At 71.0% G+C, this 19,364-nt stretch carries 22 protein-coding genes and 1 tRNA gene; 13 read left to right on the plus strand and 10 right to left on the minus strand.

Going from position 1 to position 19,364, the window contains the following annotated elements; all coding sequences use genetic code 11:
* Window positions 1–123: 123 nt before the first annotated feature.
* A complete protein-coding gene (locus tag ACIBQ1_RS28960; RefSeq protein ID WP_397282407.1) occupies window positions 124–834 on the plus strand; it encodes a FadR/GntR family transcriptional regulator in 711 nt (236 codons plus the stop codon).
* Here the strand turns inward: ACIBQ1_RS28960 and ACIBQ1_RS28965 are convergent.
* Window positions 831–1,418, minus strand: a complete 588-nt coding sequence (locus ACIBQ1_RS28965) for an HD domain-containing protein (RefSeq protein ID WP_397282408.1) — start codon at window positions 1,416–1,418, stop codon at window positions 831–833. The genes ACIBQ1_RS28960 and ACIBQ1_RS28965 overlap by 4 nt on opposite strands.
* Window positions 1,419–1,456: 38 nt before the next feature.
* On the opposite strand from ACIBQ1_RS28965, the gene ACIBQ1_RS28970 reads away from it, so the two are divergent.
* Entirely contained in the window at window positions 1,457–2,353 is an 897-nt protein-coding gene (locus ACIBQ1_RS28970; protein WP_397282410.1) for a DUF4429 domain-containing protein, read from the plus strand.
* Window positions 2,354–2,413: 60 nt separating this feature from the next.
* The gene (locus tag ACIBQ1_RS28975; protein WP_397282412.1) at window positions 2,414–2,848 is read left to right on the plus strand and encodes a nucleoside deaminase; all 435 of its coding nucleotides are present in this window, start codon (window positions 2,414–2,416) and stop codon (window positions 2,846–2,848) included.
* Window positions 2,849–2,903: 55 nt separating this feature from the next.
* Here ACIBQ1_RS28975 and ACIBQ1_RS28980 read toward each other — a convergent pair whose 3' ends face one another.
* From ACIBQ1_RS28980 to ACIBQ1_RS28995, 4 genes are all read right to left on the minus strand, one after another.
* Window positions 2,904–4,112: an NADP-dependent malic enzyme gene (locus ACIBQ1_RS28980; RefSeq protein WP_397282414.1), complete on the minus strand. Its 1,209-nt coding sequence runs from the start codon at window positions 4,110–4,112 to the stop codon at window positions 2,904–2,906.
* A 592-nt stretch (window positions 4,113–4,704) separates the two neighbouring features.
* Window positions 4,705–4,778 (minus strand) — tRNA-Lys (locus tag ACIBQ1_RS28985).
* Window positions 4,779–4,819: 41 nt separating this feature from the next.
* Complete coding sequence (locus ACIBQ1_RS28990; protein WP_397282415.1) at window positions 4,820–5,743, minus strand: nucleoside hydrolase; 924 nt, start codon at window positions 5,741–5,743, stop codon at window positions 4,820–4,822.
* A gap of 237 nt (window positions 5,744–5,980) precedes the next feature.
* Window positions 5,981–6,373, minus strand: a complete 393-nt coding sequence (locus ACIBQ1_RS28995) for an OsmC family protein (protein ID WP_355380065.1) — start codon at window positions 6,371–6,373, stop codon at window positions 5,981–5,983.
* Between the two features lie 52 nt (window positions 6,374–6,425).
* Between ACIBQ1_RS28995 and ACIBQ1_RS29000 the strand changes: the two genes are divergently transcribed.
* Both ACIBQ1_RS29000 and ACIBQ1_RS29005 read left to right on the plus strand, forming a co-directional pair.
* Window positions 6,426–7,127 carry a hypothetical protein gene (locus ACIBQ1_RS29000; protein ID WP_397282417.1) on the plus strand — a complete coding sequence of 234 codons (702 nt, stop codon included), beginning with the start codon at window positions 6,426–6,428 and terminating at the stop codon, window positions 7,125–7,127.
* A 50-nt stretch (window positions 7,128–7,177) separates the two neighbouring features.
* Complete coding sequence (locus ACIBQ1_RS29005) at window positions 7,178–7,951, plus strand: FAD:protein FMN transferase (protein WP_397282419.1); 774 nt, start codon at window positions 7,178–7,180, stop codon at window positions 7,949–7,951.
* Between the two features lie 106 nt (window positions 7,952–8,057).
* On the opposite strand, the gene ACIBQ1_RS29010 is transcribed toward ACIBQ1_RS29005, so the two are convergent.
* Window positions 8,058–8,333 carry a hypothetical protein gene (locus ACIBQ1_RS29010; protein ID WP_366317918.1) on the minus strand — a complete coding sequence of 92 codons (276 nt, stop codon included), beginning with the start codon at window positions 8,331–8,333 and terminating at the stop codon, window positions 8,058–8,060.
* 134 nt (window positions 8,334–8,467) lie between these two features.
* Here ACIBQ1_RS29010 and ACIBQ1_RS29015 point away from each other — a divergent pair, with 134 nt between their 5' ends.
* Both ACIBQ1_RS29015 and ACIBQ1_RS29020 read left to right on the plus strand, forming a co-directional pair.
* Window positions 8,468–8,848, plus strand: a complete 381-nt coding sequence (locus tag ACIBQ1_RS29015; protein WP_397282420.1) for a phage holin family protein — start codon at window positions 8,468–8,470, stop codon at window positions 8,846–8,848.
* 7 nt (window positions 8,849–8,855) lie between these two features.
* Window positions 8,856–10,184, plus strand: a complete 1,329-nt coding sequence (locus tag ACIBQ1_RS29020; RefSeq protein ID WP_397282422.1) for an aromatic amino acid lyase — start codon at window positions 8,856–8,858, stop codon at window positions 10,182–10,184.
* Between the two features lie 64 nt (window positions 10,185–10,248).
* Here ACIBQ1_RS29020 and ACIBQ1_RS29025 read toward each other — a convergent pair whose 3' ends face one another.
* Entirely contained in the window at window positions 10,249–11,208 is a 960-nt protein-coding gene (locus ACIBQ1_RS29025; protein ID WP_397282423.1) for a LacI family DNA-binding transcriptional regulator, read from the minus strand.
* 307 nt (window positions 11,209–11,515) lie between these two features.
* On the opposite strand from ACIBQ1_RS29025, the gene ACIBQ1_RS29030 reads away from it, so the two are divergent.
* Complete coding sequence (locus tag ACIBQ1_RS29030; RefSeq protein WP_397282425.1) at window positions 11,516–12,379, plus strand: amidohydrolase family protein; 864 nt, start codon at window positions 11,516–11,518, stop codon at window positions 12,377–12,379.
* A gap of 111 nt (window positions 12,380–12,490) precedes the next feature.
* Entirely contained in the window at window positions 12,491–13,024 is a 534-nt protein-coding gene (locus tag ACIBQ1_RS29035) for a cysteine dioxygenase (RefSeq protein WP_397282427.1), read from the plus strand.
* Here ACIBQ1_RS29035 and ACIBQ1_RS29040 read toward each other — a convergent pair.
* Together ACIBQ1_RS29040 and ACIBQ1_RS29045 are read right to left on the minus strand one after the other, a co-directional pair.
* Window positions 12,993–13,661: a hypothetical protein gene (locus ACIBQ1_RS29040; protein WP_397282429.1), complete on the minus strand. Its 669-nt coding sequence runs from the start codon at window positions 13,659–13,661 to the stop codon at window positions 12,993–12,995. The genes ACIBQ1_RS29035 and ACIBQ1_RS29040 overlap by 32 nt on opposite strands.
* Before the next feature lie 11 nt (window positions 13,662–13,672).
* Entirely contained in the window at window positions 13,673–14,845 is a 1,173-nt protein-coding gene (locus ACIBQ1_RS29045) for a CynX/NimT family MFS transporter (protein ID WP_397282430.1), read from the minus strand.
* Window positions 14,846–14,912: 67 nt separating this feature from the next.
* Here ACIBQ1_RS29045 and ACIBQ1_RS29050 point away from each other — a divergent pair, with 67 nt between their 5' ends.
* Window positions 14,913–15,899: a LacI family DNA-binding transcriptional regulator gene (locus tag ACIBQ1_RS29050; protein WP_397282432.1), complete on the plus strand. Its 987-nt coding sequence runs from the start codon at window positions 14,913–14,915 to the stop codon at window positions 15,897–15,899.
* Between the two features lie 4 nt (window positions 15,900–15,903).
* Here ACIBQ1_RS29050 and ACIBQ1_RS29055 read toward each other — a convergent pair whose 3' ends face one another.
* Window positions 15,904–16,227, minus strand: coding sequence for a hypothetical protein (locus tag ACIBQ1_RS29055; RefSeq protein ID WP_397282434.1), 324 nt, complete (start codon window positions 16,225–16,227; stop codon window positions 15,904–15,906).
* Window positions 16,228–16,412: 185 nt separating this feature from the next.
* Between ACIBQ1_RS29055 and ACIBQ1_RS29060 the strand changes: the two genes are divergently transcribed.
* The 3 genes from ACIBQ1_RS29060 to ACIBQ1_RS29070 all read left to right on the plus strand — a co-directional run bounded on the left by ACIBQ1_RS29060 (window position 16,413) and on the right by ACIBQ1_RS29070 (window position 19,363).
* Window positions 16,413–17,378 carry a sugar-binding transcriptional regulator gene (locus ACIBQ1_RS29060; RefSeq protein ID WP_397282436.1) on the plus strand — a complete coding sequence of 322 codons (966 nt, stop codon included), beginning with the start codon at window positions 16,413–16,415 and terminating at the stop codon, window positions 17,376–17,378.
* A gap of 135 nt (window positions 17,379–17,513) precedes the next feature.
* A complete protein-coding gene (locus ACIBQ1_RS29065) occupies window positions 17,514–18,602 on the plus strand; it encodes a sugar ABC transporter substrate-binding protein (RefSeq protein ID WP_397282437.1) in 1,089 nt (362 codons plus the stop codon).
* Window positions 18,602–19,363, plus strand: coding sequence for an ATP-binding cassette domain-containing protein (locus ACIBQ1_RS29070; RefSeq protein WP_397282439.1), 762 nt, complete (start codon window positions 18,602–18,604; stop codon window positions 19,361–19,363). The genes ACIBQ1_RS29065 and ACIBQ1_RS29070 overlap by 1 nt, the downstream gene beginning before the upstream one ends.
* The last annotated feature ends 1 nt before the right edge of the window (window position 19,364 follow it).

Raw genomic sequence — 19,364 nt, forward strand, 5'->3', positions numbered from 1 at the left:
CTGAGGGGTAGAACGTGGGACATCCCATGTCCTATCTTTACCGTAACGTGGACGCTAGATGCTGCCCCACCTTGAGGTCAACAGAAGATTTCCGGAATGTTACCTACGACGAAAGGGATTTTCATGACGGCTGTTCCACGTCCGGCGCGGCCCAGCCGTGCCGTCGAGGCCCAGGAGGGCGTCAAGGACCTGATCGTCCGGCGTGGGCTGGTGGCCGGAGATCCCCTGCCGACCGAGTCGGAGCTCATGGAGGAGCTGCGGGTCAGCCGCAACTCCGTCAGGGAGGCGCTCAAGGCCCTGCAGGCGGTCGGCATCGTGGACATCCGCCACGGCTTCGGCATGTTCGTGGGCCGGATGTCGCTGGCGGGGCTGGTGGACGAGCTCACCTTCCACAGCCGCATCACCCTCCAGAACGGCAAGAACCACCTGGCCAACCTGGTCGAGATCCGCGAGATCCTGGAGAGCGGCCTCGTGGAGCGCCTCATCGAGCTGGGGCCCGAGGTCGACCTGACGCCGGTCGCCGACGTCATCGCCAGGATGGAGGCCGAGGCGCCGGCCGGGCCGGTCTCCCCCGAGACCGACCGCCTCTTCCACGACCTCCTCTACCGCCCGCTCGGCAACCCGCTGGTGAGCCAGCTCCTGGGGGCGTTCTGGGACGTCTACTACCAGCTGCGCGACGAATTGGGCGCGCCCGACGAGCCGCCGGGCGACGTGGTCAGGCGCCATCGCGACATCTACACGGCCGTGCTGGCCGGCGACCGGGCCGCGGCCGTGGCCGCCGTACACGCCCATTTCGAGGGCGTACGCAACCGGGTGGCCAGGATCGGCCGCTAGTACGCGCTGAGCCGCTCCACGCGGGGATGCCAGCGCGTGCGCCACTCCCCGTACCATCGGGCGAACCAGGGGTGGGCCCCGGCCAGCGGCATGATGTACGCGACGGTCTCCAGGTAGTAGCGCCGCTGGAACCGCCACGGCATCCGCTGCAGCTCCTGCACGTTGCTCACCCGGTCGGCCAGCTTCACGAACACCGCGCGCAGCGGCGCCCGCACGAGCGAGCCCAGGTAGTCGGCCTTCGCGACCCCGCGGGGCCTGGTCGCCCACCGCACGAGCTCGGCCACGTCAGGGCCGAACCTGCGCGCGACCTCCGCCTCGGTGCACGGCGTGTCCTCCAGCACGTCGTGCAGCACGATCGCCACGAGCACGTCCCTGTCGGTCAGCTCGGCGCCGACCACGGCCACCTCCAGCGCCTCGAGCAGATGCTCCAGGTACGGGCGCCCGGTGGGCCGCTGCTGCACCCCGTGCTGCGTGCGGGCGAACGCCACCGCGTCGCGCAGGGACTCCGTGGTCCCAGGCGGAAGCGCCTCGCTCAGGGGGCCCTCCGCCTGCGCCCAGGACGACCAGCTCGTGAAGATCTCCATCCCGCTCCTCTCGACCCCGCGTGTCCTAGGCTGAGAATATGGCCGAGATCGCCGTCGCCGACGGCTCGTGGACGTTCAACGGCGAGTTTCTGCGCATCGTCCCCGGAAGCGACAAGGGCGTGCACGAGCTGCGCAGGACGCTGGGTGAGGTCGTGGTGCCGCTGGAGGCGATCGCGAGCATGGCGTTCGAGCCGTCGCGCAAGGGCGGCCACGTGCGAATGCGGCTGCGGAGGGGGGCCGACCCGCTCTCCGACGCGGTGGCGGGGCTGCTCGGGCCGCCCGCCGACCCGTACCGGCTGGCCGTCCCCAAGAGCCGCGCGGGCGCGGCCGAATACTTCGCCGACGAGGTCCGCGACACCCTGCTCGTCTACCAGATGCCCACCGTTGCCTGCGAGGACTACCTCCTGGCCGGGCCCGCCGTGCCCGTCTCGGCCACGGCGGGCGACGGCACCGCGCTCTTCGACGGGGAGCGGGTGCGGCTGGAGTGGACCGGGTTCGCGAGCGCGGAGAAGGACAAGGCGGGGCCGCAGGAGTTCCCGCTGTCGGACGTGACCGGGGTGGAGTGGAAGCCGCAGTCCGGCATGGGGTACGGCACGCTGCGCTTCCGCGTGAAGGACGAGGGGCCCGCGCAGCCGCCGCAGAAGGACCTCCACTGCGTGTCGTGGGGCATCCAGCGCTTCGGCGGCACGACGGCCCTGGTCGCCGCGGCCGTGCTGGCCCGGCTGCCGCGCGAGGCCGAGCTGCCGCGCGAGGCCGAGCTGCCGCGCGAGGCCGAGCTGCCGCCTCCTCCGCCGCCGCCCGTCTCCGACGACGTGCACGACGCGGTCCTGCGCCGCCTGAGGGAGCTCGGGGAGCTGCATCAGTCCGGGGTGCTGACCGACGAGGAGTTCGCGGCGGCCAAGCAGGCCATGATCCGCCGCCTCCAGGAGCCGTGACCCCCGCCCGGTCAGAGCCGGGGGTGGTGGAAAATGTGGCGAGATGCCCGTGATCGGAGGATGAGCGTGACCCACGACGAAGAGGGACTCCTGCGCCGTGCCATCGAGCTGGCCGCGGAGGCCCGGGCCGGCGGCAACCCGCCGTTCGGCTCGCTGCTGGCCGGCCCGGACGGGTCGATCCTGGTCGAGGAGCGCAACAGCACGCTCACCGACCGCGACATCACCGCGCACCCGGAGCTGAAGCTGGCCCGGTGGGCCGCCCGCGAGCTCGACCCCGCCGCAGCGGCCACGACCACGATGTACACCAGCTGCCAGCCCTGCGGTATGTGCGCGGGCGCGATCGCCCGTTCGGGCCTGGGGCGGGTCGTCTACGCGCTGTCCGGCGAGCAGCTCGACGGCCTCAAGCCCCCGGGCAGCGCCTTCGTTGACGCCCCCGCCGAGGGTCCGGCCCTGTACGACGAGGCACGCGTACCCGTCGAGGGCTACTACGTCTGACCCCGTCCCGCGCCCGGTCTCCAGGGGGAGCCGGGCGCCCCGCCGGTGCGCGCTGTCAGAGGCCACGCAGGCGGGCCACCCCGTCGCGGCGGGCCTGGTCGGCCACCGCCGCGGCGACCGCGGGCACCACCCGCGGGTCGAACGGCTCCGGGATGATCCGCTCCACCGACAGCTCCTCCTCGATCACGGTGGACAGGGCGTGCGCCGCGGCCAGCTTCATGTTCTCGGTGATCTCCACGGCCCGCGCCGACAGGGCGCCCTTGAACACGCCGGGGAAGGCGAGCACGTTGTTGATCTGGTTGGGGAAGTCGCTGCGCCCGGTGGCCACGACGGCGGCGTGCTCCCGCGCGATCTCCGGGTGGATCTCCGGCTCGGGGTTGGACAGGGCGAACACGATCGCGTCCGGCGCCATCGACGCGACGGCCCGCTCGCTGACCGTGGCGCCCGACAGGCCGACGAAGACGTCCGCCCCCGCCATGGCCTCCTCGGTCGTGCCGGTGTGACCCGACCGGTTCGTGCAGGTGGCGATCAGCGCCTTGTACGTGTTGAGGTCCTTGCGGCCCTGGTGGATCACGCCCCTGCTGTCGGACACGACGACCTCGGCGATGCCGGCCCTGACCAGGGTGCCGGCGACCGCGAGCCCGGAGGCGCCCGCGCCGGCCACGACGGCCCGCAGGTCCCACAGCCGCCGGCCGGTCAGCCTCGCCGCGTTGCGCAGCGCGGCCAGCACCACGATCGCCGTGCCGTGCTGGTCGTCGTGGAAGACCGGGATGTCCAGCCTCTTCTTGAGCCGGCGCTCCACCTCGAAGCAGCGCGGGGCGCTGATGTCCTCGAGATTGATGCCGCCGAAGGACGGAGCCAGGCGCACGATCGTGTCCACCAGGTCGTCGACGTCCGTGCAGTCCAAGCAGATGGGCACCGAGTCCACGCCCCCGAACTGCTTGAACAGCAGCGACTTGCCCTCCATGACCGGCATGGCCGCGGCCGGGCCGATGTCGCCGAGCCCGAGCACGGCGGTGCCGTCGGTCACCACGGCGACCACGTTGGACCGCCAGGTGTAGTCGTCGGCCAACTCCGGCCGCTCGGCAATGGCCGTGCACACGCGGGCCACCCCCGGCGTGTACGCGAGCGACAGGTCGCCGGCGTCGCGCACCGGCACCGACGGGCGCGTCTCCAGCTTGCCGCCCGCGTGCAGGCGGAAGGCGGGGTCCTGGTCGAGCAGCGTGGCGAGGCCGATGGCCGGCGCGGTGATCTCGCTCGTCATCCGGAGCTCCTAGAACCGCAGCAGCCGGCCGGACGGGGTGCGCATGTCCGGCTCCTCATTTCGCACCGTGATCCGTGTGGCCTTTCTCAGCCGTATGCGTTTCATAACGTCCGGGCCTTTCCCTTGGATGTGATTAACAGCACATCCCGAGTGTCACACGGACGGCTATTCCCGGTTACCCCATGACCCCCCTATCTCGGGGCCGTCCCCTGGTGGGGATACGCGGCGGTAGGGGTTGTCCGGCGCCGGAGCGGGCCGGTCCGCCGCGAACTCCTAGATCTCGGCGCATGACCGTTTAAGGGTTCGCTAGGGGTGGGAAAGCCGCGATTCAATATGCGCGGTCGGGTTTATCCCATCGACGGGCCGACCCCCTAAGCATCCGCGACCGCGGCGTGACCGTGGTGCTGGTCACCCACTTCATGGACGAGGCCCGAAGACGCACCTGCCGCACATCTTCGCCAAGCTCGACGTGAACGACCGCGCGGCCGCCGTCGCCGCCTACGAGGCGGGCCTGCTGGGGCCGGGCGCCGGCGGCTGAGCCCGGTGCGCTCAAAAAAAGCCCAGGCCACCTGGGTGACCTGGGCTTTCGCTGTGCGCCGCCAGGGACTCGAACCCCGGACCCGCTGATTAAGAGTCAGCTGCTCTGACCAACTGAGCTAGCGGCGCAACAGGTGTAACTGTATCAGCCGCTGAACCCTGCCCGCACATCATCCGAGCCGCCCCGCCAACCTCCCGTACGCTCCCAGCACCAGCTCCCAGAACCCCTTGACGTCGAGCGACGTGGCCACGAGCGCGTTCGCGTCCTGCTCGCTCACCTTGAAGTCCGTCACGGTCATCCCCCGCGTGTACAGCCCGGCGGTCTCGACGTTCACCACGGCGGGGACGCAGGTGAAGAGGGAGGGGTCGAGCACGTACGCCACCGCGCACGCGTCATGGATGGCAGGCCCGCCCTCGGCCGTCACCACCCCGTAGAACTGCGCGGCGGGCACCAGCAGCTCGGCCAGCTTGCCGAGGGGCCGCATCCGGTCCAGGACGTCCGAGGTCACCACGGCGGACAAGGTCACGTCCAGCCCCAGCATCCGCACCGTCCACCCGGCGCCGAAGACGATGGCGGCCGCCTCCGGGTCGGCCAGCATGTTGAACTCGGCCGCCGGGTTGGAGTTGCCGCGCGTGAACGAGCCGCCCATGATCACCAGTTCGCGGGCCCACTCCACGACGCGCGGCTCGCGGCGTACGGCGAGGGCGATGTTCGTCAGCGGGCCCACGGCCACCAGCGTGATCTCGCCGGGGGCGGCCCTCAGGGTGTCCACGATGAAGTCCACCGCGTGGCCGTCGGAGGGCCCCCGTTGCGGCGCGGGGAGCACCGCGCCGCCCAGGCCCGTGGTGCCGTGCACGCGGGTGGCGCGCACGGCCTCGCCCAGCAGGGCGCCGGCGCTGCCCGGCGTCACGGGGACATCCCCCATGTCCAGGAACTCCCGCAGCGCGAGGGCGTTCGCGGTGGTCAAGGAGAGATCTACGTTGCCACCCACGGTGGTCACGCCCACCACGTCCAGGGAAGGAGATCCGGCCGCCAGGGCCAGGGCGAGCGCGTCGTCGATGCCGGGGTCGCAGTCAATGAGCACTTTGTTCACGTATGGGGAGCTTACGCATAGATCGGGCCGGGCAGTTCCCCCAAAGCTGCCCGGCCCGATCGTTGGCGGTCCAGGCCGGCGATTCCCCCAAAACGCCGGCGGTCCCGCACTGGCGAACCGCGGTCCCCCTCCGCGTCCGCTTCGGTGAAGGTCTATTGGCCTCTTGACCTGCTACAACGTTACCGAGACGAATGCAACGGTCGCGTCATAACGGGGTCGAATATCTGTTTAATCCAACTACGGAAGCTCCAACCGAACCTCCGTACCTTCTTGCAACGACCTGCTCACCGTGCAGTACTTCTCGTGCACCCGCTCCGCGACCGCCCTGAACACCTCGCCGGCCTCCTCCGAGGGCAGCTCGACGTCATACGTGACGGTGACCGGGCCGAGCTTGCTCGGCTCGACCTTCTCCGCCTGCACCGTCATGGCCAGGCGGACCAGCCGGTGGCCCCGCTTGGCGGTCAGCGGCTCGACCGTCACGATGTTGCATCCGCCTATCGCCGCCAGCAGCAACTCCACCGGGGTGAAGACCCCGTCCTCGTCCCCGCCACCCATCCGCACCTCGGCGCCGCGGGCGTTCGTGGCCCGGAATCCACCGTCGTCAGTCCGTTCGACACGCACGTTAGCCATGTTTCAGACCCTACTCAGAAACCTTTAATGTTCGTTCAGGATCGTGAGAGGCATGGCTAGCGAGGCGAATGCGAACCACGGTCCCGTCCTGTTCTGGTGCGGCGTCGCGGTTGCCGAGTTCGGGGCGATCCAGCCGGGCTTCGGTTATCCGTGGCGGCCCACCGCCTACGCCGCCGCGGCGCTGCTCGTCGCGCTCGGCGTGCTCACCGTCAAGGCCGCCGACTACCTCCGCACCGAGGAGGCCAGGCAGCGCCTGCGGCTCGGCAGCTATCTCGCCGGCGCGCTACTGGTGGCCCACCAGTTCAGCTCCACGGCGTACGTCACCGAGCTCAGCCGCGCGGGCTCGCTCATCCTGTACGGGATGGCCGCCGTCATGGCGGTCTGGAGCCACCAGGTCGTCCACACGACCAGGCCGACCCTGCTGATCGCCACCGGCCTCGACGCGGCCGCCCTGCGCGAGCGGCTGACCGGGGCGCCCGACATCGTGGCCGTCTACCGGACCGAGCGGGCCACCGCCGAACTGCGCGATCTGGAGGCCCGATACGGGCTCATCCTCATCGAGGGCGCCGAACACGACCCGCGGGCCAAGGAGCGCCTGAGCGCCTCCGGCCTGAGCCGCCAGATTCCCGACATCGCCGAGCGCGACGTGGTGGTGGCCGGTCCGCGGCAGTTCAAGAGGTACGTGGGCGGCGCATTGTCACGCCTCGCTGTCCCAAGATCACAGATTTATTTCAAATCACGGCAAAAGGTTTAGCTTCACATTACGCGCCATCTGCAACGGTGGGCTGCGGACAAGGAGGCAAGGTGACGACTTTCCCCGGAAGCGCCCGTGTCGAGATGGTCATGGGCATGCCGGTCAGTGTGGACATCCGCACCGCTCTCCCGGCACGCGAGCTGACGCCCCTGCTGGATGACGCGTTCTCCTGGCTGAGGTGGGTGGAAGACACCTTCAGCCCGGTAAAAGAGGACAGCCAGATCGGCCGGCTCAACCGCGGCCAGACGATCAAGCAGATCCCCGAGCTCATCGAGGTCCTCCACCGCTGCGACGAGATCAGCCAGGCCACCGACGGCTACTTCGAGGCCCGCATCAACGGCGTCATCGACCCGTCCGGTTACATCAAGGGCTGGGCGCTCGAACGGCTCTCCCGCGCCCTGGTCAACGCGGGCGCGGGCGATCACCGCATCAGCGCGGGTGAGGACATCAGGGTGCGCGGCTCGGCCGCCCCCGGCAAGCGCTGGCGCGTCGGCATCCGCGATCCGCGCAAGGGCCTGGCCCGCAAGGTCGTCTTCGCCCACGATCTCGGCATCGCCACCTCCGGCGGCGCGCCCATCGTCAACCCGCACACGGGGGCCGTGGAGGAGGGGCTCGGCTCGGTCACCGTGATCGGCCCCGACCTGGGCATGGCCGACGCGTACGCCACCGCCGCCTATGCCATGGGCCCCATGCTGGCCAGGCGCTTCGCGGCCGACCTGGCGGCGGGGCCGTACCAGACGATGATCATCACCCGGGACGGGCAGGAGGTCAGCACGCCCGGCTTCGCCGAATACAGCGGCGCCGAGGCCCGCCTGGCGGGCTGAGCGGGCCGCGCCCGCCTGGTCACGGAGGGTGGCCCGCACCGGCACTGCGAAGCCACCCCCCGGCGCCCCGGCCCCGGGCCGCCCCGGGCAGCCCCGAACAGCACGGTCAGGCGTCGGGATGTTTGCGCAAATAATCTATGTAGATCGGGCGCAGCGCCTCGCCCAGCTGGCCCTCGCCGGAGGCGATGGCATCGCTGAGCAGCGCGGAGACTCTGCTCAGGTCGTTGGCGGCCTCGGTGCCGTGACCGCTGGCGGCCTCGGCGGCCGGGATCACCTTCAGCAGGTCCCAGAGGAACCCCAGATCCCCGTGGCGTACGGCATAGCGCACCGCCCGATCGTGCAACTCGTCGGCCGGCAACGACTCGAGCCCGTTCGCGTCCATCTCGATCCCTCCCCCTGGACGCCTCTTCCCGAGTTGGGCCGACCATAACCGGCGACTACTCCCGGTAACCGTTGGGAATCGTAGTGGCCGGGCCACTATCGGAGTGCCGATCTCAGGTGGGAGGATCAAGCAGCGTGAGATTCATCATCAGAACCATCGCCGCGGCGGCGGCCCTGTGGGTGGCCATCCAACTCGTCCCCGGCATCGGGGTCAGCACCTCCACGAACTCCGCCAAATACTGGGGCGTCCTGCTGATCGTGGCGTTGATCTTCGGCATCGTGAACGCGATCGTCAAGCCCATCGTCAAGGCCCTCGGGTGCGCGATCATCGTCCTGACGCTGGGCCTGTTCCTCCTCGTGATCAACGCGGCCATGCTGCTGCTGACGAGCTGGATCTCGAGCCAGCTCGACATCCCCTTCCACGTCGACAACTTCTACCCGGCCGCCTTCTGGGGCGCGATCATCATCAGCGTGGTGAGCTGGCTGCTGGGCCTGTTCATTCCCGACGGCGACTGAGCCGCCGGTGGAGCTCGACGGCGCCGGCCTGACCTGCGCGCAGGTCCACGAGGCCGCGTACGACGGGGCCCGGGTCACGATCGCATCCCTGGATCGGGCCCGGGCCGCGTGGTCCACCGCTCAGGAACTCACGGGTCCCGTGTACGGGCGGAGCACCGGCGTGGGGGCCAACAGAGGCGTCATCCTCGACAAACCCGGCCTCGACCTGCTGCGCAGCCACGTGTGCGGGGCCGGCCCGCTGATCCCGCTGGCCCGCGCCCGGGGCATGCTCGTGGTCCGGCTCAACCAGCTCCTCGCCGGCGGCTCCGGCATCGACCCGGCCGTCCTGCCGGTGCTGGCCGAGGCGATCAACGGCGGGTTCACCCCACCGATCCAGACGTACGGCGCCATCGGCACCGGCGACCTGTCCGCCCTGGCCACCACGGCCCTGTGCCTGCTGGGCGAGCTCCCCTGGCACCCCGAGTCCCCCGCCGCCCCCGCTCCCCACTTCCCCTTCGCCCCTGAGGACGCGCTGCCGTTCATCAGCTCGGGAGCCGCCACGCTGGCCGACGCCGCCATCGCCTGCCACCGCCTCCGTCTCCTCCTGGAGGCCGTCGTCGACGTGGCCGCGATGTCGTTCACCGCCGTGGGCGCCTCGGCCGAGCCGCTGGCCGCCGCCGTACAGGAGGCCCGTCCCCACCCCGGCCAGGCCGCCGTGGCCGCCCGCCTGCGCGGCCTGCTCACCCAGGAGCTGGCGACCCGCGTGCAGGACCCGTACGGCTACCGGGCCTTCGCCCAGGTCCACGGGACCGTCGTGGACGCCCTCGACCGGGCCACGGCCGCCATCGAGATCGACCTCAACGCCGCCGCCGAGAACCCCCTCATCTCCGGCTCCCTGGCCTGGCACAACGGCAACTTCCACTCGGTCCCGGTGGCGCTGGCGCTCGACGCGCTGCGCGCCGCGCTCGTGCAGACGGCCCAGCTCAGCACCGCCCGCCTGGCCACCCTCATGGACCCCGCCTACACCGGCCGCCACCCTTTCCTCGCCGACCGCCCGGGGGCGTCGGGGGCGCTGATCCTGGAGTACGTGGCTCAGGACGCCCTGGCCGAACTCCGCCACCTCGCGACGCCGGTGACGACGGGGGTGGCGGTGATCTCCCTGGGCACGGAGGACCACGCGGGCTTCGCCACCCAGGCCGCCCGCCACGCGCTGCGCTGCCTGGAGCCCCTGGAAATCGTCCTGGCCTGCGAGCGCACCGCCGCCCTGCGCGCCCTCAACACCCCCACCCCCGACCGCCCCCTCACCGACGACCTCACCGCCTCCCGACACGCCCTCGCCCCCCACCCGCCCCTCTGACCCTCGCAACCGGGGTCACGAGGTCGCACCCCGGGAACGCGCCCGAAGCGAGGCCGGGGGTGCGTCAGGGCACCCGGGCCACCGACCCCCGTTCGCGGAGGGTGGGTGCCTGGACGACGCGCCGGCGCCGGGTCCCCCCGTCCGTCGCGGCCGAGATGAGGCGGACCGCGGCCTTGACGATCCCGTCGATGTCCCAATCGACGGTCGTGAGGCCCGGCGTGAGCAGCCCGGACATCGGGTGGTCGTCATACCCCATGACCGACACGTCCTCGGGAACGGACAGCCCCAGCTCCTGAGCCGCCGCGTAAACCCCGTAGGCGATCGAGTCCGCGAAGCAGAACACCGCGCTCGGCCCCTGACCGGCCAGCAGCTCCCGCGCCGCGGCCGTGGCCCCCGCCAGCCCGTGCGGGGCGGTGGCGACCTCGATGTCCAGCCCCAGCCGGTCGGCCTCGGCGGTGACGTGCACGTCGGCGGGCCGGTCGGGCGTGCTGGCCCGGGTCGGGGTGAGGACGGCGACGCGCCGGTGGCCCAGCGCGCGCAGGTGCTCCAGCGCCAGCGTCACGCCGAGCCGGTTGTCGAAGACGACCTCCCCGGCCGTGCCCGCGATCGAGTCGCCGATCGCGACCACCGGCAGCGACTCGCACAGCTCGGGCCAGAACGCCGCCGCCGGATCGATGGGCTGGACGATGAGGCCGTCGACGCGCTGGTCGCGCAGCCGCTGGGCGAAGGCCCGCTCGCGGGCGGGATCGCCCACCGCGTCTAGGATCAGGGCATAGCGATCTTTCTCCCGCAGCCCCCGGCTGATGCCGACCGCCAGGGACTGCTGCCACAGGTCCTCCAGCGAGCCGCACAGCAGGCCGATCATGCCGGTGCGCCCGCTGGCCAGGGCCCTGGCGATGGGGTCGGCCTCGTAGCCCAACTCGGCCGCCGCAGCGCGTACGCGCTCCATGGTCTCCTCGGAAACCTGCAGGCCACGCAGCGCATACGAGACGGCAGCCGGTGACAGGCCAGTGGCCTGAGCCACCTCCCGGATCGTGGCTCTCTTGCGAGGCATTAAGCCAGCCTATTCGCTAGGAGCGACAGAACCGATTTCGCGTCAGGGGATTGTCGGCTTTGCCCTCCATAGTGAGCATCCCCCGGCAGACCGCTGCCTCACCAGGAAGGCCGGGCTGGTCAGCGTTCCCGGGTCCGGCGACAGCCGCCCGAGCCGTTGACAAACGGCCTTGTGAAGCGGTTCACTGAACCGTATCACTGAAACGCTTCACCGCCCGGTGTCGCAAGGTGGCGCAGGTTACCTGTAATGTTAGTAGGAAATAGGGGAAGGAGGAGTCGTGAGCATCGACGTCCATCAGCATGTCTGGACGCGCCCGCTCGTCGACGCCCTGCGCGCCCGCTCGGCCCCTCCCCGTGTCGACGGCTGGACGTTGCTCCTCGACGGCGAGCCCCCGTTCGAGATCGACCCCCATGACCTCGAACACCGCGACACCACCGGCCTGGAGCTGGCGCTGGTGTCGCCGTCGAGCCCGCTGGGCATCGAGTTCCTGCCGCCCGAGGAGTCCTGGCCGGTCGTCGACGCCTACCACGACGGCGCGCTCGCGCTGGGCGAGCCGTTCGGGGCCTGGGCGTCCACCTGCCTCAGCCGGCCCGACCCCGAGCGCCTGGCCCGGGACCTCGACCGAGGCTTCGCCGGGCTGCAGCTCCCCGCGACGGCCGTGCCCGACGACGGCCTGCTCGAGGTGCTGACCGACAGGGACCTGCCGCTGTTCGTCCACCCGGGCCCGGCCGCGAAGACCCCGGGCACGCCGCCCTGGTGGCCGGCCGTGGTGTCGTACGTGCAGCAGTTGCACGCCGCCTGGCACTACTTCCACGCCGTCGTCCGGCCCAGGCACCCCGAGCTGCGGGTCTGCTTCGCGGCGCTCGCGGGGCTGGCCCCGCTGCACTCGGAGCGCCTGATCGCCAGGGGCGGCGGCACCCGCGGCCTGGTCGATCCGGGCTTCTTCGTGGAGACCTCCTCCTACGGCCCGCGGGCGATCGACGCGATCGTCCGCGAGCTGGGCATCGACGTCGTCGTCAACGGCTCGGACGCCCCTTACGCCACCGCATCCGACCCCGGACTCGGCGCAGCCGCCGGCCACGCCATCCGGGTCGCCAACCCCCGTCGACTACTGGCGAGGGAGCGCCGTTGCCTGGACTGAGGAGCGCCGGGAGCGCAGCGACCAGAGCGACGAGGGAAGGCAACGGCTCCCCAGCGACCGAGCCCGCCTTCACGGAGTGAAGGCCATAAGCAGCAGAAGGGAGACTCGTACGTGAGCACGAAGCAGATCCAGGACGGGGGCACCTGTGCCCAACTGCCCGAACGCACGCTCGACCGGCGCGAACTGCGCGACCTGGTGAACGAACTGGCCGCACACCCCGAGGAGTGGCGGGACCAGGTTGAGTTCCCCGAGGACGGCGGCAGGCATTACGCCTCGCTCTACCGCGACGCGTACGTGGACGTCTGGCTGCTCTGCTGGCGTCCCGAGGACGACACCGGCTGGCACGACCACGACATCTCCTCCGGCGCCGTCCACGTGGTGCAGGGCGCGCTGGCGGAGTGCAACCCGCGCATCGGCGGCGAGCACCTGGAGACCGTGGTCTCGGAAGGGCAGTCGTTCTCGTTCGGGCCCGACCACATCCACCGGCTCAACGGCGCGGTGGACGAGAGCGTCTCCATCCACGCCTACTCGCCGCCGCTGTGGCGGCTCGGCCAGTACTCCATCGACGACACCGGCGTCATGCGCCGCGTCTCGGTCAGCTACGCCGACGAGCTCAGGCCGCTGGACGACGTCGTGGTGGCCTGAGCACGCAGCAGCTTCCGCAGGGCTCGACGTCGGGCAACGTGATCCACAGACAGCAGGTCCTGCGGAAGTAGCCGTCGCCGGCGGGCTCGATCAGCCCGTCGACCGGCGGGCCGATCTCCTTCAGCAGCCGCAGGTAGTCGCCCGGCACGATCGACGTCAGCGGGTGGGCGAGCGCCTCCGCGGTCGATCCCCACAGCGTCCGCTCGCCTACCTTGGCAACCGAACCGATGGCCGTCACCAGCGGCTGCTGCGACTCGGCGAGCGCCTCGCGGATCGCGGCGGCGTCGGCGGACCAGCTCACCCGCGTGGCCGCGATCGTCACCCCGGCCTCCGACACCTTGAAGTACGTGTCCGCCGGCCGCATGATCGGCACCCGCCCGTCCAGCGCCCAGCCGAGCGCCATGGGCATCGTGTGCCAGTAGCCGTAGGTCTTCCAGAACAGCGCGGCGCCGACGTGGCGTGGCGCGTTCCAGCGCGCCGCCGTCTCGTCGATCAGCCCGAGCAGCCGCGCGTACGGCTCCCGCAGCAGCTCGGCGACCGGCGTCCAGCTCTCGTCCGGCTCGATGACCAGGTTTGGCTCGACGCCCAGCACCCCGCCACGCGCGTCGGCGACCCGCTGGAGCGTCTCGGTCAGCACCCTGAATCCCCCTAAAGGTTAGCCTTACCTAAGGTAGCAGGCCGTCCAGCGAACCACCCAGCCGTGATCTGCACCATGAGCACCCCCAGCCCCGCCAGCAGCGGCACCGTCCAGCCGCCGGAGACCTCCCTGAGGAGCCCGAACAGCATCGGTCCCAGCGCCGCGATCACGTACCCGACGGACTGGGCCACGGCCGAGAGCGCGGTCACGGTGGCCGGATCGGCGGGCCGCAGCGCGATGATCAGCAGCGCCAGCGCGAGCGAGGCCCCCTGGCCGATCCCCAGCACGATCATCCACACCCAGGGCGCGGCCATGGGGGCCAGCAGCATGCCGAGGTAGCCGAACACGGTCAGCACCCCGGCGCCGACCACGTACGGCACCTGCGAGACCCGCCGGCCGGCCAGCACGGGGATCGCCAGCGAGGTGAGGACCTGGACCAGGTTCGTCAGGCTGAGCAGGTATCCGGCCTGGTCCGCGGGGAGCCCGGCCTCCAGGAAGATCGTCGGCAGCCAGGCCAGCATGACGTAGAAGGTGAGCGACTGCAGGCCCATGAGGGCGGTCACGGCCCAGGTCACGGGGCTCCTGAGCACCACGCCGAACGGCCTGGGCCCGTTCTGCGCCCCGCTCTGCTTGCGCAGCGCCTGGGGCAGCCAGAACAGCGCGGCCAGCAGGGCGGGCACGGCGAGCAGCGCCGAGACGCCGCGCCAGTCGTACCCGGTGGCGTGCTCGATGGGGATGACCAGCCCCGAGGCGAGGGTGGCGCCGGCCACCACCGAGGCGACGTAGACGCCGGTCAGCAGGTTGACCCGGGTGGGGAAGTGCTCCTTGACGACGGCGGGCATGGAGACGTTCATGACGGCGATGGCCGTGGCGGCGAGGGCCGAGCCGAGGTAGAGCACGGGCGCGCCGTCGAGGCCGCGCAGCGTCAGGCCCGCCGCGATCACCAGCAGGCCGGCCAGCAGCGTGCGGTCGAGCCCGAGGCGCCGCGCGAGCAGCGGCGTGACCGGCCCGAACACGCCGAGGCAGACCACCATGACCGTGGTGACCGCGCCGCCGCCGGCGGGCGACAGGCCCACGTCCTTCATGATCTCGTCGAGGAGCGGGGAGACACCGGCGATGGCGGGGCGCAGGTTGAGCGCGGCCAGCACGACCCCGATCACCAGCACGGCAGATCTCAACGACATAGAGGACCACTCTCGCATAACGCTTGACAACGTTGTCTACCTGGTCCGGGTGAGGAATGATCCTGGCGTGAGACCGACGATGAAAGACGTCGCCTCGGCGGCGGGCGTGGCGCTCAAGACCGTCTCGCGGGTCGTGAACGGCGAGCCCGGCGTCCACCCGGCCACGGCCGAGCGGGTGCGCGCGGCCATCGAGCGGCTGGGCTACAGCCGCAACGAGAGCGCGGCGGTGCTGCGCAGGGGCAGGACCGCCACGATCGGGCTGGTCATCGAGGACGTGGCCGACCCCTTCTACTCAGGTCTGAGCAGGGCCGTCGAGGACGTCGTCATCGAGCACGGCTGCCTGCTGCTGAGCGGGTCGTCGAGCGAGGAGCCGCTCAGGGAGCGCGAGCTGGTCGAGACGTTCTGCGCGCGCCGGGTGGACGGGCTGATCGTGGTGCCCGCCGGCGAGGACCACACGTACCTGCGGCCCGAGCTGGAGGCCGGCACGCCGGTGGTGTTCGCCGACCGGCCGCCGGGCGCGGGGATCGACGTGGACACGGTGCTCGCCGACAACCTGGGCGGCGCCGGGGAGGCGGTCCGCCACCTCATGGGCCACGGCCACCGCAGGATCGCCTTCCTGGGGGACGCCTCGTGGATCTTCACCGCGGCCGAGCGGCTCAACGGCTACCGGCAGGCGCTCGGAGGGCTGTTCGACGAGCGGCTGGTGTCGATGCGGCCACCCTCGCCGGAGACCGTACGCGCGGACCTGGCCCGCATGTTCGCCCTGGACGATCCGCCGTCCGCGCTGTTCACCGGCAACGGCCGCTACACCGTGACGGCGTTGCGGGCGCTGGCGGGGCGCCGGGTGGCGCTGGTGGGGTTCGACGACTTCGAGCTGGCCGACCTGCTGTCGCCAGGAGTGAGCGTGGTGGCGCAGGACCCGGCGTGGATGGGGCGAGTGGCGGCCGAGCTGCTCTTCCGCCGTCTGCGCGGCGACACGGGCCCGCCGGAGCACATCGAGCTGCCGGTACGGCTCATCGCCCGCGGCTCCGGCGAGCTGCCCCCAGTGGGCTGACCGGTCAGACGACCCGCTCGTCCACGCCCACGGCGCCCACGCCGCTGGTGAAGATGCCGCCGCAGTATCCCTGCGACTCCCCCGACGCGCCGGGCGGGAGCGTCACCCACTCGCCCACGACGTCCGGCGCCCGGCCGCAGACCACCACGGCCCGGAACTTCCAGGTCTGGCCCGTGGGGTTGGTGCAGGACGCGATGCCGAGGTCGTTGTCCTGCGCGTGCACGTACGTGTCGCAGCGCAGGACCGTGGCCGCCGCCACGGCGGGCGGCGCCATGTTCCCGGCCATCAGACCGACGGCCACCGCGACGACGAACATCCCTTTGGACATTGCCCCTCCCCCACCGAATCACTACCTTGCGCAGTCGATCGTAAGCGCAGCGTAGCGACCGTGCCTAGAGTTCGCCAATGGCGGCTAGCCTTTCCAGCAGAGGACGCGGCGCTGGCCCCCCGGGACATCACCGCCTATAGTCGTTTGCGCATCGGTTCAGCAAAAATGTTCACAGGAGCGCGCGCATGAATGCCGCCGACGTCGCACCCGAGACGCAGGCCAGGTTCCCGCTTGAGCTGATGTACGCGGCCGCCCAGCAGTACTACATCGAGGAGGCCACCCAGGGCGACATCGCCCAGCGGCTCGGCGTCTCCAGGGCGACCGTGAGCCGGCTGCTCACCGAGGCCCGCAAGCAGGGCATCGTCGAGATCAAGGTGCACCGGCCGGCCACGCTCGCGGACGGCCCGCTGGCCGCCGAGGTGGCGCAGGCGCTCGACCTGCAGCGCGTCTACCTGGTGCCCAAGGTCAGCGGCCCGGCCCTGGGCCCGTGGCTGGCGCCGGCCGTGACCCGCGCGCTGGCGGCGGTCGGGCTGGAGTCCGGCGACGTCGTGCTCGTCTCGTCCGGCACCACGGTCTACGAGTGCGCCCGCGAAGGGCTCGGCCAGTATCCGGGGGTCACGATCGCGCCCGCGGTGGGCGGTCAGGAGGAGCCGCAGCCCTGGTTCCAGACCAACGAGACCACCCGCATCCTGGCCGAACGCGTCGGCGGCGTGCCCGCCTACCTCTACGCGCCCGCGCTGCCCGGCCCCGAGCTGTTCTACTCGCTGCAGCACGAGCCGTCCGTGCGCCGGGTCATGGACCTGTGGGCGCACGCCAAGTGCGCCATCGTCGGCGTCGGCTCGGCCCCGCTGATGCGGCAGATGACGCCCGCCCTCATGCCGCGCGACGCCGACAGCCTGCGCCAGGCCGTGGGCGACGTGTGCATGCGCGTCTACGACCGCGACGGCGAGCCCGTCACGTACCCGGGCAGCGAGCGCCTGGTCGCCACCGAGCCGGAGGAGCTGCGCCGCATCCCCGCCACGATCGCGGTCGCGGTGGGCGCCGAGAAGGTCCTGTCCATCGTCGCGGGGGCCAAGGGCGGCTACTTCAACCAGCTCGTCACGGACGTCCCGACGGCAGAGGGCCTGGTGGCCGCCGCACACCAGCTCTGAACATTTTTGCTGGACAAAGTTTCAGAGCGCGCGCTACCGTGAGCCGCACCACAGGATGTGCCTGGTTGTGCGGGGCATTGTCCTGTTTCGGGGGCTTTGCGTCAGGAATCCCGGTAGCAAGTGAGGAACAAACCCGTGAACAGAGCTAAGATGCGGACCTCCGCGTTCGCCGCAGTGGCAGTGCTCGCAGGCTCGGTGCTGGCCGCGTGCGGCTCCGACTCCGGCTCGACCGGCGGGAACACCAGCGGTGGCGGCGCCGTCCAGAACGCCAAGGTCGCCTTCCTCATGCCCGACCTCGCCTCCACCCGGTACGAGCTGGCGGACAGGCCGCTGTTCGAGGCCAAGATGAAGCAGCTCTGCCCGACCTGCGAGGTCATCTACCAGAACGCCGACTCCGACGCCGCCAAGCAGCAGCAACAGGCCAACTCCGCGCTCGCCCAGGGCGTCAAGGCCATCGTGATCGACCCCGTCGACTCCGCCGCGGCGGCCACCATCGTCAAGTCGGCCCAGTCGCAGCAGGTGCCGGTCATCGCCTACGACCGGCCGATCCCGGCCACGCCCGCCGACTACTACATCTCGTTCGACAACGAGAAGATCGGCGCCATGATCGCCCAGTCCCTGGTCGACCACCTGAAGAAGGAGAACGCCAAGGGCGGGATCCTCCAGGTCAACGGCTCGCCCACGGACGCGGCCGCCGGGCTGATCAAGAAGGGCATCCACAGCGCGGTCGACCCGAGCGGGTTCAAGCTGCTGGCCGAGTACGACACCCCCGACTGGCAGCCGGAGAAGGCGCAAACCTGGGTCAGCGGCCAGATCACGCAGTTCAAGGACCAGATCGCCGGCGTGGTCGCGGCCAACGACGGCACCGGCGGCGGCTCGATCGCCGCGTTCAAGGCCGCGGGCGTGAAGGTGCCGCCGATCACCGGCAACGACGCCGAACTGGCCGCCGCCCAGCGCATCATCTCGGGCGACCAGTACAACACGATCTCGAAGCCGATCAAGATCGTGGCCGAGGCCTCCGCGAACGTGGCGTGGGAGTTCATGCAGGGCAAGAAGCCCGCCGGCAAGACCACGCTCTACAACACCCCGTCGGAGCTGTTCGTGCCCACGGTGGTGACCACGGAGAACATCAAGGAAGTGCTGTTCGACAGCGGCATCATGAAGGCCGCCGAGGCCTGCGCCGGCGAGTACGCCAAGGGTTGCGCCGAGCTCGGAATCAAGTGATGAACGTCCTCTCCCTGCGCGGGATCAGCAAGACCTTCGGCGCGGTGGCGGCGCTGACCGACATCGAGCTCGACGTCGCCGCCGGCCAGGTCGTCGCCGTCGTCGGGGACAACGGCGCGGGCAAGTCGACGCTGGTCAAGATCCTCTCGGGCGTGCACCCGCCGGACGGCGGCACGATCACGTTCGAGGGGAACGAGGTCGAGATCCCCACCCCGGCCGCCGCGCACAAGCTCGGCATCGCCACGGTCTTCCAGGACCTGGCGCTCTGCGAGAACCTCAACGTGATCCAGAACCTGTTCCTCGGCCAGGAGATCCGCCCGCTGCGCCTCAACGACGTGGCCATGGAGACCCGCTCGTGGGAGCTGCTCCGCCAGCTCTCCGCCAAGATCCCGAGCGTACGGGTGCCGGTCGCGGCGCTGTCGGGTGGCCAGCGGCAGACGGTGGCCATCGCCAGATCGCTGCTCGGCGACCCGAAGGTCATCATCCTCGACGAGCCCACCGCCGCGCTGGGCGTGGCGCAGACGGCGGAAGTGCTCAACCTGGTCGAGCGGCTGCGCGAGAACGGCCTGGGCGTCGTCATGATCAGCCACAACATGGCCGACGTGAAGGCCGTCGCCGACACCGTCGCCGTGCTGCGGCTCGGCCGCAACAACGGCGTGTTCGACGTGGACCAGGTCTCCACCGAGGACATCATCGCCGCCATCACCGGCGCCACCGACAACGTGGTGTCCAGGCGGGCGCGGAAGGGAGCCAAGTCTTGAG

The sequence above is a fragment of the Nonomuraea sp. NPDC050153 genome (assembly GCF_044460125.1).
Lineage (GTDB): Bacteria > Actinomycetota > Actinomycetes > Streptosporangiales > Streptosporangiaceae > Nonomuraea.

Coding starts and splice junctions, on each gene's coding strand:
- ACIBQ1_RS29055 (WP_397282434.1), bottom strand. CDS start 16,227: ATGTCCAAAGGGATGTTCGTCGTCGCGGTGGCCGTCGGTCTGATGGCC.
- ACIBQ1_RS29070 (WP_397282439.1), top strand. CDS start 18,602: ATGAACGTCCTCTCCCTGCGCGGGATCAGCAAGACCTTCGGCGCGGTG.
- ACIBQ1_RS28960 (WP_397282407.1), top strand. CDS start 124: ATGACGGCTGTTCCACGTCCGGCGCGGCCCAGCCGTGCCGTCGAGGCC.
- ACIBQ1_RS28965 (WP_397282408.1), bottom strand. CDS start 1,418: ATGGAGATCTTCACGAGCTGGTCGTCCTGGGCGCAGGCGGAGGGCCCC.
- ACIBQ1_RS29045 (WP_397282430.1), bottom strand. CDS start 14,845: ATGTCGTTGAGATCTGCCGTGCTGGTGATCGGGGTCGTGCTGGCCGCG.
- ACIBQ1_RS28970 (WP_397282410.1), top strand. CDS start 1,457: ATGGCCGAGATCGCCGTCGCCGACGGCTCGTGGACGTTCAACGGCGAG.
- ACIBQ1_RS29000 (WP_397282417.1), top strand. CDS start 6,426: ATGGCTAGCGAGGCGAATGCGAACCACGGTCCCGTCCTGTTCTGGTGC.
- ACIBQ1_RS29060 (WP_397282436.1), top strand. CDS start 16,413: ATGAATGCCGCCGACGTCGCACCCGAGACGCAGGCCAGGTTCCCGCTT.
- ACIBQ1_RS28980 (WP_397282414.1), bottom strand. CDS start 4,112: ATGACGAGCGAGATCACCGCGCCGGCCATCGGCCTCGCCACGCTGCTC.
- ACIBQ1_RS28975 (WP_397282412.1), top strand. CDS start 2,414: ATGAGCGTGACCCACGACGAAGAGGGACTCCTGCGCCGTGCCATCGAG.
- ACIBQ1_RS29010 (WP_366317918.1), bottom strand. CDS start 8,333: ATGGACGCGAACGGGCTCGAGTCGTTGCCGGCCGACGAGTTGCACGAT.
- ACIBQ1_RS28995 (WP_355380065.1), bottom strand. CDS start 6,373: ATGGCTAACGTGCGTGTCGAACGGACTGACGACGGTGGATTCCGGGCC.